The sequence below is a fragment of the Streptomyces sp. NPDC013317 genome (genome assembly GCF_055563155.1).
This window is the reverse complement of record NZ_JBVHDX010000014.1, coordinates 74,806-90,296: the sequence shown is the minus strand read 5'-3', so window position 1 is coordinate 90,296 and position 15,491 is coordinate 74,806. Positions and strand designations below refer to the sequence as shown.

The 15,491-nt window shown below is 71.2% G+C and carries 15 protein-coding genes and 1 tRNA gene; 7 read left to right on the top strand and 9 right to left on the bottom strand.

Annotation, left to right across the window (positions count from 1 at the left end; all coding sequences use genetic code 11):
- Positions 1-91 precede the first annotated feature (91 nt).
- Positions 92-1,237 (bottom strand): 4-hydroxyphenylpyruvate dioxygenase, encoded by a 1,146-nt coding sequence (gene hppD / locus ACZ3IJ_RS29605; protein WP_467473058.1) that lies wholly within the window; start codon positions 1,235-1,237, stop codon positions 92-94.
- A gap of 121 nt (positions 1,238-1,358) precedes the next feature.
- Between hppD and ACZ3IJ_RS29600 the strand changes: the two genes are divergently transcribed.
- The 4 genes from ACZ3IJ_RS29600 (at position 1,359) to ACZ3IJ_RS29585 (ending at position 4,025) form a co-directional block, all read left to right on the top strand.
- Positions 1,359-1,835, top strand: coding sequence for an Lrp/AsnC family transcriptional regulator (locus ACZ3IJ_RS29600; protein ID WP_383227978.1), 477 nt, complete (start codon positions 1,359-1,361; stop codon positions 1,833-1,835).
- Between the two features lie 85 nt (positions 1,836-1,920).
- Positions 1,921-2,511: an ArsR/SmtB family transcription factor gene (locus tag ACZ3IJ_RS29595; protein WP_467473054.1), complete on the top strand. Its 591-nt coding sequence runs from the start codon at positions 1,921-1,923 to the stop codon at positions 2,509-2,511.
- Between the two features lie 18 nt (positions 2,512-2,529).
- Positions 2,530-2,715: a hypothetical protein gene (locus ACZ3IJ_RS29590; RefSeq protein WP_467473052.1), complete on the top strand. Its 186-nt coding sequence runs from the start codon at positions 2,530-2,532 to the stop codon at positions 2,713-2,715.
- Complete coding sequence (locus ACZ3IJ_RS29585; RefSeq protein WP_467473050.1) at positions 2,712-4,025, top strand: MFS transporter; 1,314 nt, start codon at positions 2,712-2,714, stop codon at positions 4,023-4,025. The genes ACZ3IJ_RS29590 and ACZ3IJ_RS29585 overlap by 4 nt, the downstream gene beginning before the upstream one ends.
- On the opposite strand, the gene ACZ3IJ_RS29580 is transcribed toward ACZ3IJ_RS29585, so the two are convergent.
- The gene (locus tag ACZ3IJ_RS29580) at positions 3,958-4,752 is read right to left on the bottom strand and encodes a S16 family serine protease (protein ID WP_467473047.1); all 795 of its coding nucleotides are present in this window, start codon (positions 4,750-4,752) and stop codon (positions 3,958-3,960) included. The two genes, ACZ3IJ_RS29585 and ACZ3IJ_RS29580, sit on opposite strands and share 68 nt — an antisense overlap.
- 9 nt (positions 4,753-4,761) lie before the next feature.
- Positions 4,762-5,955 (bottom strand): alpha/beta hydrolase family protein, encoded by a 1,194-nt coding sequence (locus ACZ3IJ_RS29575; protein WP_467473044.1) that lies wholly within the window; start codon positions 5,953-5,955, stop codon positions 4,762-4,764.
- 90 nt (positions 5,956-6,045) lie between these two features.
- Here ACZ3IJ_RS29575 and ACZ3IJ_RS29570 point away from each other — a divergent pair, with 90 nt between their 5' ends.
- Entirely contained in the window at positions 6,046-7,041 is a 996-nt protein-coding gene (locus ACZ3IJ_RS29570; RefSeq protein ID WP_467473042.1) for an ArsR/SmtB family transcription factor, read from the top strand.
- A gap of 237 nt (positions 7,042-7,278) precedes the next feature.
- Here the strand turns inward: ACZ3IJ_RS29570 and ACZ3IJ_RS29565 are convergent, their stop codons facing one another.
- From ACZ3IJ_RS29565 to ACZ3IJ_RS29545, 5 genes are all read right to left on the bottom strand, one after another.
- Positions 7,279-7,920, bottom strand: a complete 642-nt coding sequence (locus ACZ3IJ_RS29565) for an IclR family transcriptional regulator (RefSeq protein ID WP_260229619.1) — start codon at positions 7,918-7,920, stop codon at positions 7,279-7,281.
- A 376-nt stretch (positions 7,921-8,296) separates the two neighbouring features.
- The gene (locus ACZ3IJ_RS29560) at positions 8,297-10,087 is read right to left on the bottom strand and encodes a DEAD/DEAH box helicase (RefSeq protein ID WP_352187429.1); all 1,791 of its coding nucleotides are present in this window, start codon (positions 10,085-10,087) and stop codon (positions 8,297-8,299) included.
- Between the two features lie 136 nt (positions 10,088-10,223).
- Positions 10,224-10,595 (bottom strand): type II toxin-antitoxin system death-on-curing family toxin, encoded by a 372-nt coding sequence (locus ACZ3IJ_RS29555; RefSeq protein ID WP_467473041.1) that lies wholly within the window; start codon positions 10,593-10,595, stop codon positions 10,224-10,226.
- Positions 10,592-10,789 carry an Arc family DNA-binding protein gene (locus ACZ3IJ_RS29550; RefSeq protein WP_260229616.1) on the bottom strand — a complete coding sequence of 66 codons (198 nt, stop codon included), beginning with the start codon at positions 10,787-10,789 and terminating at the stop codon, positions 10,592-10,594. Before ACZ3IJ_RS29550 ends, ACZ3IJ_RS29555 begins: the two co-directional genes overlap by 4 nt.
- A gap of 33 nt (positions 10,790-10,822) precedes the next feature.
- The gene (locus ACZ3IJ_RS29545) at positions 10,823-12,286 is read right to left on the bottom strand and encodes an MFS transporter (RefSeq protein WP_467473038.1); all 1,464 of its coding nucleotides are present in this window, start codon (positions 12,284-12,286) and stop codon (positions 10,823-10,825) included.
- 304 nt (positions 12,287-12,590) lie between these two features.
- On the opposite strand from ACZ3IJ_RS29545, the gene ACZ3IJ_RS29540 reads away from it, so the two are divergent.
- Positions 12,591-12,662: transfer RNA gene (locus ACZ3IJ_RS29540), tRNA-Cys, on the top strand.
- Between the two features lie 281 nt (positions 12,663-12,943).
- On the opposite strand, the gene ACZ3IJ_RS29535 is transcribed toward ACZ3IJ_RS29540, so the two are convergent.
- Positions 12,944-14,806 carry a DUF262 domain-containing protein gene (locus ACZ3IJ_RS29535; RefSeq protein ID WP_467473037.1) on the bottom strand — a complete coding sequence of 621 codons (1,863 nt, stop codon included), beginning with the start codon at positions 14,804-14,806 and terminating at the stop codon, positions 12,944-12,946.
- A gap of 271 nt (positions 14,807-15,077) precedes the next feature.
- On the opposite strand from ACZ3IJ_RS29535, the gene ACZ3IJ_RS29530 reads away from it, so the two are divergent.
- Positions 15,078-15,473, top strand: a complete 396-nt coding sequence (locus ACZ3IJ_RS29530) for a hypothetical protein (protein ID WP_467473036.1) — start codon at positions 15,078-15,080, stop codon at positions 15,471-15,473.
- Positions 15,474-15,491 lie beyond the last annotated feature (18 nt).

Sequence of the window (15,491 nt, the reverse complement as noted above, 5' to 3'; positions counted from 1 at the left end):
CCACCGCGCTCCGGCGCCTCCCCCGCGGGCGCCGGAGCGCGAAAGACGGGCCCGGGGCAGACACCCGCCCGGGCCCGCCGGTCTTCGCGGACTACAGGTTCCCGCGCTTCTCCTGCTCCCGCTCGATCGCCTCGAAGAGGGCCTTGAAGTTGCCCTTGCCGAAGCCCATCGAGCCGTGACGCTCGATCATCTCGAAGAAGACGGTCGGACGGTCCTGGACCGGCTTCGTGAAGATCTGCAGCAGGTACCCGTCCTCGTCGCGGTCGACGAGGATCTTCAGCTCACGCAGGGTCTCCACCGGCACGCGCGTCTCGCCGGCCCACTCGCCGAGCGTGTCGTAGTACGAGTCCGGGGTGTCGAGGAACTGGACACCGGCGGCGCGCATGGAGCGGACCGTCGCGACGATGTCGTTGGTGGCCAGCGCGATGTGCTGGACGCCCGCACCGCCGTAGAACTCCAGGTACTCGTCGATCTGCGACTTCTTCTTGGCGATCGCCGGCTCGTTGATCGGGAACTTCACCTTGAGGGTGCCGTCCGCGACGACCTTCGACATCAGGGCCGAGTACTCGGTCGCGATGTCGTCGCCCACGAACTCCTTCATGTTCGTGAAGCCCATGACCTTGTTGTAGAAGCCGACCCAGTCGTTCATCTTGCCGAGCTCGACGTTGCCGACGCAGTGGTCGATGGCCTGGAAGGTGCGCTTGGCCGGCGGCTCGACGATGGGGGAGGCGGCGACGAAGCCCGGCAGGTAGGGGCCGTCGTAGCCGGAGCGCTCGACGAGGGTGTGGCGGGTCTGGCCGTACGTCGCGATGGCGGCGAGGACGACGGTGCCGTTCTCGTCCTTCACCTCATACGGCTCGGTGATCCCGGTGGCGCCGTGCTCGACGGCGTAGGCGTACGCGGCGCGCGCGTCGGGCACCTCGATCGCCAGGTCGACGACGCCGTCACCGTGCTCGGCGACGTGCTCGACGAGGAAGCGGCCCCAGTCGGTGGAGGCCTTGATGACGGAGGTGAACACGAAGCGGGCGGCGCCGTTCGTCAGGACGTAGCTGGCGGTCTCGCGGCTGCCGTTCTCCGGTCCGGAGTAGGCGACGAGCTTCATGCCGAAGGCCGTGGAGTAGTAGTGCGCGGCCTGCTTGGCGTTGCCGACGGCGAAGACGACCGCGTCCATTCCCTTCACGGGGAAGGGATCGGCCTGCCGCGCCGTGGAAGGGGTGTGATCGATGGTCTCAGTCATGACGGCAGAGTCCCGCCGATCGGCAAGCTGCGCAATAGTTCGCCGAGCGGCTGGGCAACCTGTACAGCCGCAGGCCAGTATGGCCGGGAGACTTGTACAGGATGACCATGAGGAGGCCTCTGTGGCGATCGATCATCTGGACGGCCGGTTGATCGTGCTTCTCGCACGAGAGCCGCGGATCGGGGTGCTGGAGGCGTCGCGCCGGCTGGGCGTGGCGCGCGGCACGGTGCAGGCGCGTCTGGACCGTCTTCAGGCGCAGGGGGTGATCCGCGGCTTCGGCCCGCAGGTCGATCCGGCGGCGCTCGGCTATCCGGTGACCGCGTTCGCGACGCTGGAGATCAAGCAGGGGCAGGGGCCGGACGTACGGGAGCACCTGGCGACCGTGCCCGAGGTCCTGGAGCTGCACACGACGACCGGGCACGGCGACATGCTCTGCCGACTGGTGGCGCGCTCCAACGCGGACCTCCAGCGGGTGATCGACCGGGTCGTCGGCATCGAGGGGATCGTGCGGGCCTCCACGGCGATCGTGATGGAGAACCCCGTACCGCTGCGGATCATCCCGCTGGTGGAACAGGCTGCGGAGGACGGGCCGCTGTAGCCGCCTCCTGCCCCTCCCCGACTTCCGAAGAAGTAGTTGCAAAGAAACCCTTGCAAGCCTTCCTTTGCAACTCTACTGTGGAGCCATGCCCGAGCCCGAGAAGCCCAGGAAGCCCGAGAGCCGCACACTCGACCCGCGCTCGCTGCGCGGGCTGGCCCACCCGCTCCGGATCCAGCTGCTGCGCGCCCTGCGTCACCACGGCCCCGCCACCGCCTCGCAACTCGCCGAGCGGCTCGGCGAGTCCAGCGGCGCGACCAGCTACCACCTCCGCCAGCTCGCGGCGCACGGCTTCGTCGAGGACGACCCGACGCGCGGCAAGGGGCGGGAGCGGTGGTGGAAGGCGGCCGTGCAGGGCACGACGTTCGACGAGTCGCTCTACCACGACCCCGACCCCGAGGTCAGGGGCGCCGTGGAGGTCTACCTCCACGAGATCGCGACCATCCACACCCAGGAGCTCAACACCTGGCTCGGCACCCGGCAGGAATGGGACGAGAGCTGGCTCGGCGCCTCCGACATGAGCGACTTCACCCTCCGCCTGCCGCCGGAGCGGCTGCGCGAACTCAGCGAGAAGATCCACGAGTTGATCGGCTCCTACAGCGAGGCCGCCGGCACCGACACCCCGGGCGCCGCCCGCGTACGGATGCACCTGCACGCGTTCCCCCAGTACGAGCACTGAGAAAGGGACCACGAGACCATGCACTCCGACATCCACCTCCGGCTCCACCAGCTCGACGCCGCCGAACTCCACAGGGCCGCCGCCGACTCCCTCCCCCGCGTCCCGGTCCGCTCGCAACTGGGCTGGGCCCTGGTCACGTTGGGGCTCCGTCTCGCCGTTCCCTCCCGGGCCGCCACCCCCCGCCGGATACCGCTCGCCGTATGAGCACCCCGGGGGGACGTGCTCCACTGGCCACCGTCCTGGCCGCCAACGCCATCTCCGTCACCGGCAATTCGCTCACCCTCATCGGCGTCCCGTGGTTCGCGCTCGACACCACGGGAAGCCCCGGAAAGGCGGGACTCGTCGCGTTCTGCGCGGCCCTGCCCGTCGTCGTCTCCGCGATCGTCGGCGGCCCGCTCGTCGACCGCGTCGGCCGCCGCCGGATCAGCGTCGCCTCCGACCTCGTCTGCGCCCTCGCGCTCGCCGCGATCCCGCTCCTGCACCGAGCGGGTGCGCTCCAGTTCTGGATGCTGTGCGCGCTGATGGCCGTGACCGGCCTCTTCCACGCTCCGGGCGAGACCGCCCGCTCCGTCCTCATCCCCGATCTCGCGGACCACGCCGGTACCCCGCTCTCGCGCGCCGCGAGCCTCTTCGACGCCGTCTCGCGGGGCGCCCGGATGGCCGGAGCCGCCCTCGCCGGCGTGCTCGTCGCGCTCCTCGGCGCCGACACCGTCCTGGTCCTCGACGCCGCCACGTTCGGGCTCTCCGCCCTGCTGATCCTCGTCGGCCTCCGGGGACTGCCGGCCGCGGCCCCGCTGCGGGACCCGGCCCCCTTCTCGCCCGCCCGCTACCGGGCCGATCTGCGCGAGGGCTACACCTTCGTCCTCCGGTCCCGGCTGCTCCTCGGCATCGTCCTGATGGTGATGGTCACCAACGGTCTCGGCCAGGGCTGGATCGCGGTGCTGCTGCCCGTCCACGCCCGCGACAACCTCGGCGGCCCCGCCGTCCTCGGCCTGCTCGTCTCCGTCTTCGGCGGCTGCGCGCTGCTCGGGGCACTGGCGTACGGGGCGGTCGGCCACCGCTTCCCGCGCCGGGCGGTCCTCGTCGCGGGCTTCCTGCTCTGCGGCGCACCGCCGTTCACCGTGGCCGCGCTCACCGACACCACGCCGCCGCTGCTCGTCACCATGGCGGCGGGCGGGTTCGGGGCCGGTGTGCTGAACCCGATCCTGACGACGGTGATGTACGAGGTGATCCCGGACGGGCTGCGCAGCCGGGTCGCCGGCGTGACCACGGCGGGGGTGCTCCTGGCGACGCCGCTCGGCGGCCTCGCCGCCGGTCAGCTCGTCGAGCGGACCGGTCTGGTGGCGGCGCTGCTCACGCTCGCCGGGGTCTACTTCCTTGCCACGCTCGCGCCGATGGTCTTCCCGTCCTGGCGCACGATGGAGGCACCGGCGAAGGACGGACGGGTCAGCAGCTCCGAACCTTCGCTTCCTGGCCCTGCTCCAGCGCCCGGAGCGACGCCACGGCGTCGGTGAGCGTCGAGACGGGGATCAGCCGCATCCCCTCCGGCAGCTCGGCCTGGGCGTCGGAGCACTCCGCCTCGGGCACGAGGAAGACGCTCGCCCCGTCGCGCGCCGCGGCCTGGGTCTTCAGCGACACCCCGCCGACGGCGCCGACCGTGCCGTCCGGCTCGATCGTGCCCGTACCGGCGATGGTCCGGCCGCCGGTGAGGTCTCCGTCGGCGCCGTCGCCGTCGAGCTTGTCCACGATCCCGAGGGAGAAGAGGAATCCGGCGCTCGGCCCGCCGATGTCGGCGAGGTGGAGCGTGACCTTCACGTCCTTCGGGTCGAGCTTCAGATAGCCGAGGGCGGCCAGGGTGGCGGCGTCCTGCGACTCCTTCATCTCACCCAGGTTGTGCTCCTCCACCTCGGCGTCCGACTTGCCCGGCGGGTAGACGGAGTCGCGCGGCAGCACGGCCTGGTCCGTACGGAACCAGGCGTCGGCGATGTCGGCGAAGTCGTTGTCGACGCTCGGTCCGGTGGCCACGATCGTGGTCATCAGCAGCTCGCCCTCGGTGTCCCGGACGGGTGCCCCGCTGATCGTGATCACCTGACGCCCGTCGACCGACCCGAGCACGTCGGCGGTCGTTCCGGGCGAGGCGATGGCGTACGGCAGCGGCGCGAGCCCGACGGCGGCGAGGAGCGCGGCGACGGGCAGGGCGCAGAGGGCGAGCGCACGGGTACGCGTGAGACTGGTGAGCACGCCCCCAATCTACTGGGCGCCCACCGGCACCCGACGGCCGAAGAACCCCCGCACCCGGTGACGCACGGCACGCACGGCCTCCCACGCCCCGATCGCACCGACGAGCCGGATCCGGTCCGCGGCGCCGATCAGCCCGGCGGCCTGGAGCTGGGGCACGAGCGCCGCGTAGTCGGTGAACACCCCGTGCGCCGCGTCGTCGAGCTGCCGTCGGCGGACCAGCGCCCCGGACCGGTCGAGCACCGCGTCCCAGGAGCGGTCGAGCCGGGCGTCGCGGTACCCGTCGGTGCCGAACAGGAGCAGCGGCCGGTCGACGCCGTACCGGGCCACGGGAAAGAGCGTGCCGTCCATCTGGTCCAGATACCCCTCCAGGTTCACGGCGGCGGCGAGCCGCGGGTCGTCGCAGAGGGCCTGCGCGGCGGCGGTGCCGCCCGCGGAGTGCCCGTAGACGCCGACCCGTTCCAGGTCGAGCGCGCGGCCGAGGGGCCCTTCCAGGGCTTCGAGCCGGTCGAGGACGAGACGGAGGTCCGCGAGCCGGGTGTCGATCATCGTGCGGAACTGCTCGGCGGTGGGCGGTCCGAGGAGGACCGTCTGCCGCACCCGGTCACGCCCCGGCCGCGGGCCGGGGAACTCCACCTGGCCGGCGTCGCCGGGGTGGTCGACGGTGACGACCACCCAGCCGTGGCTGGCCAGCTCCTCCGCGAGCGAGGTGCCCATGGAGCGGGCCTCGCCGCCACCGGGGCTGTAGAGCAGCACGGGCCATCGGCCGGGCAGGACGGGGGCGCCGACGTGGGAGTGCGTACGGGTGGCCGCCCAGTCCACGCCGGCCGGGGGCAGCCCGTGGACGGCGTGGGCGAGGAAGGCGAAGATCTCGGCCTCGCCCGAGGTCAGCTGCGGCGCGCGCGGGCATCCGCGGACGGTACGGGCGGGGTGGAGGACGGTGACCATGACCTCCCGTACACCGATCGCGGGCTCCCAGGGGTCGTTGCGCGAGGGGTCGACGAGGTGGAGGGTCGTGGCGCCGATCCGGTACGGGCCGGTGGGCGCGGGCAGCCGAAGCGCGAGCGCGGAGGCGGCGGACACGGAGCCGGCGGACACGGAGCCGGACGCGCGGGCGGTGCCCGGCGCGAGTGCGAGCGCGGCGGCGAGGATGCCCGCTCGGGTGACGGTCCGTCGGGTCGGAGAGGTCGCTCGGGAAGAGGTCATGCGGACAGGCTGGCGTGGTGAGGGGGCTTCGGACGAAGGTTGAGGCTGTGATCGAAAGGCTTGCGGGGAGTGCGGAATGAGGCGACGGCGTTGACACGGATCCGGTTCACGGCGGAGGACCTGGCCCGGGTGCGGTTCGCCGCCCGGCCGGCCCCGCTGCCGGAGCTGAACGCGGCCTTCATGATGCTGTTCGCGGGCGGCGGCGAGCTGCTCCACGGCCGCTGGCGGCGGCGGGTGCTGCGGTCCCTGCCGGACGCCGTGGCACCGCTCGCGGACCTCGTCCCCGGCGGCGACCCCCCGCTCTTCCTCGACGTGCTCGGCGAGACTCCGGCCGAGGGCCTGGACCTGGTGGAGGCGGCTCCGGCGGAGCTGGTGCGATCCGAGCTGGAGCGGGTCTACGCCGGTCGTCCCGTCCCGCGCTGGATCCGCGAGCTCCACGCGGGCGAGAAGGACGCCGGGCGGGTGCTGCGCCGGGCCCAGCAGGCGGCGTACGAGACGGTGGTGACACCGGTGTGGCCGCTGGTGCAGGACCTGCACCGTGCGGAGTTCACCCAGCATGCGCTGACGGTCGCCGAGCACGGGACCGGCGCGGCCCTGGAGGCCCTGGTCCCCGGCACCCGGCTGCGTGACGGCGTCTGGGAGTGGCCGGCGGTGTCCGCCTCTCCGGCGGCCGAGCGGGAGATCCGCCTCCGCGGGCGTGGCCTCGTCCTCCTGCCGACCTTCCACTGGACCGGCCGACCGCTCGTCCAGGACCGGCCGGGCCGGCCGTTGGTGGTGACGTACGCGGCGGGACCCGGCCTGCCGCTCACCCCGGACCTCGCACCCGGCCCGGAGGAGTCCCTGGCGACCGTCCTGGGCCGCACCCGCCTCGAACTCCTCCGGGCCCTCACCGCCCCGCACACGACGACATCGCTGGCCCGCCGCCTGGGCGTCAGCAACGCGACGGCGTCGGCCCACGCCTCGGCGCTGCGTGGGGCGGGCCTCATCACGACGACACGGGCGGGCCGAGCGGTGGCGCACCGCAGAACGGCACTGGGCGACCTGCTGCTGGCTCCCCACGACGGGCACGGGCCAGGCGCTCCCTAGTGCGGGAGCGCCCTGGCGCGGACGCGTCCTGACGCACAGGAGCGCCCCACCGCAGGCGCGTCCGACCGCAGGCGCGCCCAAGCGCAGGTAGTCCAAGCGCAGGCGCGCCCGAGCGCAGGCGCGCACAAGCGCAGGTACCTCCAAGCGCAGGTACCTCCAAGCGCAGGCGCGCCCAAGCGCAGGTACGTCCGAGCGCAGGCGCGTCCTGGCGCGGACGCGACCCGACGCTGCCGCGTCCTAGCGCAGTGCGTCGGCGACCTCGCGGGCCGCGTCGACCACCCTCGGGCCCACGCGTTCCGGGACCGCGTCCGCGAGCATCACGACGCCCACGCTGCCCTCGATGCCCGTGATGCCGACCAGCGGGGCCGCGGCGCCGCTCGCGCCCGCCTCCAGCTCGCCGTGGGTCAGCGTGAACCCCGGCTCGATCAGGCTGCCCTGCCGGGCCGCGAGGATGGCGCGGCCCGCCGCGCCCCGGTCCAGCGGGTGCCGGAACCCGGCCCGGTAGGCCACGTGGTAGTCGGTCCAGGTCGGTTCGACGACGGCGACCGCCAGCGCCTCCGCCCCGTCCACGAGGGTGAGATGGGCCGTCGCGCCTATGTCCTCGGCCAGGGAACGCAGCGCGGGCAGCGCCGCCTCCCGTACGAGCGGATGGACCTGGCGGCCGAGGCGGAGCACGCCGAGGCCCACCCGGGCGCGACCGCCCAGGTCGCGGCGGACGAGCGCGTGCTGTTCGAGTGTGGCGAGCAGACGGTAGACGACGGTCCTGTTGACCCCGAGTCGGTTGGACAACTCGGTGACGGTCAGGCCGTGGTCGGTGTCGGCGAGCAGTTTGAGGACCCTGAGTCCCCGGTCGAGCGTCTGGGAGGTTTCCGCGGTCACGACGCCCTCTCCTTCGGAGTGAGTGACGGCGGACCTTCAAACGAGAGCAGCGGCGCCGGTCCCGCGGCGACGCACGTCAGAGGCCGCCGGCAGGCCATGCGCACCGGCTGCGCTCCGCGGCGGCGCTGCCACGGGGCGTTTGCATTGCGGGGACATTAGCGAGCCACTCCGCTCAGCGGAAGACCTCGTCCAGAATCCGGGCGCGAGCGGCTGGATACCGCCGGTCGGCGCGTGGTGGCGTGCGGCCCCGTCCGCTCAGCGGTGCACGACCGTCCTGAGCGACGCGGGACCGTCCGCTCAGCGGCACACGGGCCCGCCCGAGCGGCACGCGGCCGCCCCTCCGCTCACCTTCGTACGAGAGCCGGCGTCCGCGGGTTCAGCGCATCCGGGTGGCCCACTCCTGGACCTTCTTGATCCGCTCGCGGATCTGCCCGGCGGTCGCCTCGGCGCTCGGGGGCCCGCCGCACACCCGCCGCAGCTCGGTGTGGATCACCCCATGGGGCTTGCCGCTCTGGTGAACGTACGCACCGACCATCGTGTTGAGCTGTTTCCTCAGCTCGAGAAGCTCCTTGTGGGAAACGACGGGCCGCCGCTCGGCCGGAAGCTCCAACAGGTCCGCCTCGGTGTCCGGCTTCTTGCGGCTGTGCGCGATCTGCCGGGCCTGCCTCTTCTGGAGGAGCAGCTGCACCTGGTCGGGTTCGAGGAGGCCGGGGATGCCGAGGTAGTCCTGCTCCTCCTCGCTGCCCGGGTGGGCCTGCATGCCGAACTCGGCGCCGTCGTAGAGCACGCGGTCGAAGACGGCGTCGGACTCCAGCGCCTCGAAGGGCAGCATGTCCTGCTCGCCGGTGTCCTCGTCCTGCTGCTTCTCGGCCTCCGCCATCTCCTTCTCGGACTCGGCGTACGGGTCCTCCTCGCCGTCCTTCTTCGGCTTGTCGAGGACGTGGTCGCGCTCGACCTCCATCTCGTTGGCGAAGCCGAGGAGGTTGGGGATCGTGGGAAGGAACACGGAGGCCGTCTCGCCGCGCCTGCGGGAACGTACGAAACGTCCGACGGCCTGGGCGAAGAAGAGCGGGGTCGAGATGGTCGTCGCGTACACGCCCACGGCGAGGCGGGGGACGTCGACGCCCTCGGACACCATGCGGACGGCGACCATCCAGCGTTCGTTGTTCTCGCTGAACTCGTCGATCCGCTTGGAGGCGGCGGCCTCGTCGGAGAGCACGACGGTGGCCTTCGTACCGGTGATCTCGCGGATGAGCTTGGCGTAGGCGCGGGCGGAGTCCTGGTCGGAGGCGATGACCAGGCCACCGGCGTCGGGAATGCCCTTGCGGACCTCGGTGAGGCGCTGGTCGGCGGCGCGCAGGACGTTCGGCATCCAGTCGCCGCGGGGGTCGAGCGCGGTGCGCCAGGCCTGGGAGATGGCGTCCTTGGTCATCGGCTCGCCGAGGCGGGCGGCGATCTCGTCGCCGGCCTTGGTGCGCCAGCGCATGTTGCCGCTGTAGGAGAGGAAGATCACGGGCCGGACGACACCGTCGCCGAGGGCGTTGCCGTAGCCGTACGTGTAGTCGGCGGACGACCGTCGGATCCCGTCGTTCCCCTCCTCGTACGTGACGAAGGGGATGGGGTTGGTGTCGGACCGGAAGGGCGTACCGGTCAGGGCGAGGCGGCGGGTCGCCGGGTCGAACGCCTCCAGGCAGGCCTCGCCCCAGGACTTGGAGTCACCGGCGTGGTGGATCTCGTCGAGGATGACGAGGGTCTTGCGCTGCTCGCAGCGGTTGCGGTGGAGCATGGGGCGTACGCCGACACCCGCGTAGGTGATCGCGACGCCGTGGTACTCCTTGCTGAGCGGCCCGGCGCTGTAGTCGGGGTCGAGCTTGATCCCTATCCGTGCGGCGGCGGCCGCCCACTGCTTCTTCAGGTGCTCCGTGGGGGCGACGACCGTGACCTGCTGTACGACGTGGTGGTGCAGCAGCCAGGACGCGAGGGTCAGCGCGAAGGTGGTCTTTCCGGCGCCGGGCGTCGCGACCGCGAGGAAGTCGCGGGGCTGCTCCTGGATGTACTTCTCCATGGCGCCCTGCTGCCAGGCTCGCAGCTTGTTGGCGGTGCCCCAGGGGGCCCGCCCCGGGAAGGCGGGAGAGAGGTGGTGGGAGGAGGTGGCGGTGGTAGTCACGGTCTCCGGTTCGACGCTCGTCCAGATATGACAACCGGGCCACCCTACCGGTGTGGCTCGCGTCGGGCGTCGCGGACGAGGCTGTGACCTCGCGCGGTGCGGCGAGTGTCACAGCCTCCCCTCCGCTGCAAGGCGGTCAGCGCGCGAATCGCGGCAGCAGCGCGGCGATCTTGGGTACGTCCAGCACGCCTTGGCAGACGTCCAGGACGAAGGCCTCCGCCTCGTCGACGTCGAACGCCGCGTCCAGCGGGTGCCCGTTCATGTGCAGGAACACCCAGGTCGCGTACCAGGCGATGCGCTTGTTGCCGTCCACGAGACCGTGATTACGGGCCAACGACTCCATCAGGGCCGCCGCCTTCTCCCATACGTCCGGGTAGGCGTCCTGGCCGAACACGCTCGACTGCGGACGGGCGAGTGCGGAGTCGAGCAGCCCGTAGTCACGCACCTCGCTCGCCCCGAGCCGCTCCGCGAGGTTCAGGAGCTCGGGCAGCGTGAGGAAGTGCGTCACGCGAGCCTCCGGTTCAGCTCCTCGCTGGCCTTCAGAACGTGCTCGGCCGCCTCGTTGAACAGCCGCGAGTGCTCGTTTATGGCCTTGATGACGGCGTCATGCGCGAAGGACTGCATGCTGCGGCCCTCCGCCTCGGCGCGCTCGCGCAGCGCGTCCAGCTCTTCTTCGGTGAATCGGACGTTAAGACCAGCCATGTACCGCATGGTACCGCTCGGTACCATGCGGTGTCATCGAGTTTCGTCCACCCGCAGTCGGGTCGCGACCCACGCCCCCGCCAGAGCCACCGCCGCCATCGGGACGAAGACGGCCGCGAAGGCCACCGGGTGGCCCGCTCCGCCCGCGGTGACCGCGTGGCCGACCGCTCCCCCGCCCAGCGCCGCGAACGCCGCGCCGCCCACGGCGAGCAGCAGCACGTTCGACAGACCGTCCGAGATCTGCAGCGCCGCGGAGTTCGCGCCCGCCTCCTCCGGCGCGGAGAGCTTCAGGAGCAGCACACTCGTCGAGGCGATGACCATGCCCATGCCGAGGCAGCCGTAGCCCCACGCGACCGCCACCACCCAGACCGGGACCGCCTCGATCAGGACGGTCGGCGCGGTGCCGATCGCCGCCGCGACGAGCAGCATCCCGATCACGACGAGCCGTTCGCGGTACGGCTCCGTCCACGGCCGCGACTGGATCCACGACCCGAGCGCCCAGGTCGCCCCGCCGACCGCGAGCGACAGGCCCGCGAGCGTGGGGCTCATCCCCCGCTGGGTGACGAGCATGAGCGGTACGAAGGACTCCGCGGCGATGAAGGAGCCCGCCGCGATCCCCCGGAGCAGCACCACCGACGGCAGCCCCCGCGCGGCCCGGTAGGTTCCGCGCGGCAGCAGCCCGAGCACCGCCGGCACGAGCAGCGCCGCGCCCGCCACCGCCGGGAGGAGCGAGAGCCAGCGCAGCTCCTGACCGGCGTACTGGAGCAGTCCCGCGCCGGCCGAGATGCCGAGCGCGAGCCGGATCCGCCGGCGGTCGTACGGCAGGAGGGGCGCGGCCGGGTCGGCGGGACCGGAGGCGGTGCGGCGGATGGCGGGCAGGGCGAGGGCGAGGGCGGGGACGACGAGAACGGGGATCCCGACGAAGACCCAGCGCCAGCCCAGGTGCTCGGTGATCGTCCCGGAGGCGAGCGGGCCGACGACGGACGGGATGACCCAGCTCGCCGCGAAGGCGGCCATGATCGCGGGCCGTAGCTGTTCGGAGTAGGCGCGGCTGACGATGACGTACAGCGCGACGATCACCAGCCCGCCGCCGAGGCCCTGGACGGCCCGTCCGGCGATGAAGAGCCACATCGTGCCGGCGGTCCCGGAGAGCAGCAGCCCGGCGGCGAAGGCGCTGATGCCGACGGTGAGCGGGGCGAGGGGCCCGCTGCGGTCGGACCACTGCCCGGAGAGGACCATGGCGAAGAGGCTGGTGGTGAAGTAGGCGGAGAAGGCGAAGGCGTAGAGGGGAATCCCGTTCAGCTCGCGCGCCGCGACCGGCATGGCCGTCCCGACGGCGGTCGCCTCGAAGGCGATGAGCAGGACGACGGAGACGATGCCGATGCTGAGCGCCCGGTGCTCGCGGTCGAGCACGGAACCGCCGTCCGGGGCGAGGACGGCGGCGGAGATGTCCGGCGCGACGCCGGAGTCGGCGTCGCGGGGTTCGAGGGCGCTCATGGAGCCAGCGTAAGGGGCATAACTCGGAATGGACCCTGTCCGGAAGCAGGGTCCCGCCTGGTCCCTTGGTCGTAGGACCGCCCCGACGGCCGACCGGCGGACCGGGCGGCGGAGCGGGCGGCGGACCGGGCCGGGGACGTATCGCCGAACCGGTCGTCGGACCGGCGTCGGACCGGCGTCGGACCGGCGTCGGACCGGCGTCGGACCGGCGACCGTGAACGCGGTATGGCAGTCGTGTTGCGGCACCCGGGAACCCCTTGAGCCACGCCCGCCCCCGCCCTAGGTTCGAACTCGTCACCAACACGGCCGTGTGCCCGAGTGGTTCAGGGGCTCGCCTGCAAAGCGAGTTACGCGGGTTCAATTCCCGCCACGGCCTCTACCTGTCTGACCAGGAGAAACGAAAGGGCGACACCCCGTCGGGGGTGTAGCCCTTTCCGGCTGTCCGTCTCAGTTCCCGTCTCAGCTTACGGATACGCGAGAGGGACCTGTGGTGCCCCGCACCGCAGGTATAAGGACAGCGGGAACTCTTCGGTGGTCAATTTGGCCAGTCGACGAGCGCCCTGGTGGCCGAGGCGAACGCCCGACCACCGAACCACCCGGCCGAGCCGAAGCGCACCACCGGGCGCGGCCCGTGAGGCGCAGAACGAGCCCAGTTCGTCAGTCGGTGTCGCCCTTGGGCTTCGGCCATGCCTGTAGGGCGATGTGGGCAAGCCACAAGGTGCGCAGCTGAATCCGGTCCTCGTCCCAGCACTCGGCCCAACGCTCGTTGCTCCACTTGTCCTGAAGCCCCTCCGGCGCGGAGAGTACTGACGAGGTCGTCAGCCGCAAAAGGCTGTGAGCACCCAGGCTGTCCTTCTTATGAGGCCATTCCCGGTTACTCAACGACGGGTTGAGCTTCGTGGTGGTGAGCGTGAGATTGCCGAGCTGATGAACCGCCTCATGTCGTTTCTTCAAGGCCTCCTCGCTCTCAACGTCGTTCAGCGGCCAGTGCGTCTCCCATTTCTGCGGCAGAACATGCTCGATGTTCAGCCGGGGGTCCGCACTGGAAAGTGCCGGCGCGTGCTCGGTCTTCGGCGTCCGCAGGTGATTCTCCAGTCCGACCAGCAGAGCCTTCAACCGGGCACGGTAGGAACGACGGTAGAGATCGTTCGCGATCAGGGCCGCAAGGAACGTCCGGTCGTCAGGCCACAGCCGGGCGTCGGCCGTTTGATTCCGCAGGCTGCGCACGACGGCGTGACCGGCCCGGGCGGGATCGCTCTGCTGAGCATCGGCCAGTACCTGGACGAAGAGTCGGTTGTAGTCCTTCGTCGTCATCAGGCAGACGGCTCGCCGCATGAGAAAGGAGTCGATGGCGCGGGCCGCGATCGCTCGCTGGCCGTTCGGTACGTCGTCTGTCGCGTGCAGATAGAGCAGCACAGGCCACGGCGTCGTCGTCATGGTCTGCATGCGGTCGAGCAAACGGCCGGTGGGATCGGTCAGCGGCAATCCCCGAACCCGCTGATACGTCTCGGCATAATGCCTGATGTCCCGGATCACGTCCGAAGCCTGCCGGCCACTTTCCGGTAGCCACTTCTTGACGTCGGCGAACAGGTGCTCCACCAGGACGTCTTGACGCTTTTGAACAGTCAGCCAATAGGCCAGGAGCAGGTCGATCCGGGCCCGCCTGATGCGTCCGGTGGTTACCTGACCGCGCCAGGGTTCGGCATCCAGAGGCAGCCAGGCGTTCATCAACAGCTCCTCGGAGTGCTGATGCTCCCCCTGCGACTCGACGGTCTGGAAAAGGAGGTTCTTCACGAGGTCCGCAGCGTCGAGGCGCACTCCACGGTGGTTCAGCGCCTCGAAGATCACCTGCGGATCGTCACCCGCGTCCAGGACGATCTCGACGAGCTGCATGCGCTCTTGAAGCGTGTAGAACAGGTCATCGAGCCGCTGGGCCGGGTTGGGCGCGGCCTTGGCCCAGTCGCCGATCTCCTGCTCGAACCATACGCGGGCACGGACCAGCCGGTGGTCGGGGGCGGGCGCCGTACCGTCGTCGTCGCTCCCACGTACGGCCCAGAGGAATGCCGCACGATCCTGAGGAAGCGGCCAGACCTTGTAGCGGTCGTCCGGGAACGCCTCGTGAACCGTCTCCGCCCGGTTCTCCAGCAGACTCGTGAAACGCCCGACGACGCTGTCGGCGGCAATGTCGTGGGCGACAGCCCGAGCTGCCGCGAAGAGGATCTGCAGCGTGGTCATGCGCTGCTGTCCGTCGATGATGTGGGACGAACCGAGGCGCCGAGGCGGCCGGTACCGCTCCTGTACGACCACGGCGCCTAGGAAGTAGGTGCGCGGCTTCGACTGCCCCGTACCGCTCTGGAGCTCTGTCTCCGCCTCCACCTCCTCCGCCGCCGTCCGGACGTCCATCCACAGGGGTTCCCAATTGTCCTCCTGATCCCATACATAGGGCCTCTGGAAGATCGGGATCACGCTCTGGTGGTCGTTCGCGAAGACCTTCCCCAGCTTGACGTCGCCGGCCTGCATCGCCCCTCCGGTCCCCCAGCACCTGCATGGTCATCGCAGCGTAACGGCGCAGCGCCGGATCTGATCGCGCTTCCGGTGAACGTCCGCACTTACAAAGCCAATTGAGCTGACGGCGCTTGGACCTGGCATCACGAGCGGTTCACCCTGGCGTCCGCCAGGAGAGCAGGAGAGGGCGAAGGAGGATCGGCACTCACGTGGTTCCGGGTTCGATTCCGATCACGGCCTCCATACGATCTTCACATCGGTACGTCGCCCGTGTCAGAGTCCGCTCATGACCGACATCGGTGTGAGACGCAGACTGGGCGCGCTCGTCGGAGCTGCCGTATCCGGCGCGGTGCTGCCGGGGATCACCCTCCAGGGCGACACCGCGGACGCGGTGCTCGGCACGCTGCTGGCCGGGCTCGTGATCGCCGTCCTCACTCAGCTGATCCACATCGGTCCGTCCGAGCCCGTCCCCGCCCTCCCCCTGCTGGCCTTCGCGGCGGCGGGCTTCGTCCAGGACGCCCTGATCTGGTGGCTGCTGTCCTGGCTGGGCGACGAGAGCGGCATGATGCGCGTGGAGGGCTTCGGCACGATCCTGCTGGCCGCCCTGATCACCCGCGCGTCGATCCTCGCCCTCTCCCTCCTCGGCGCCCGGCGCGGCACGGAGGACGCGGTCGCGGACTGACCCCCGTGCCGAGGAACC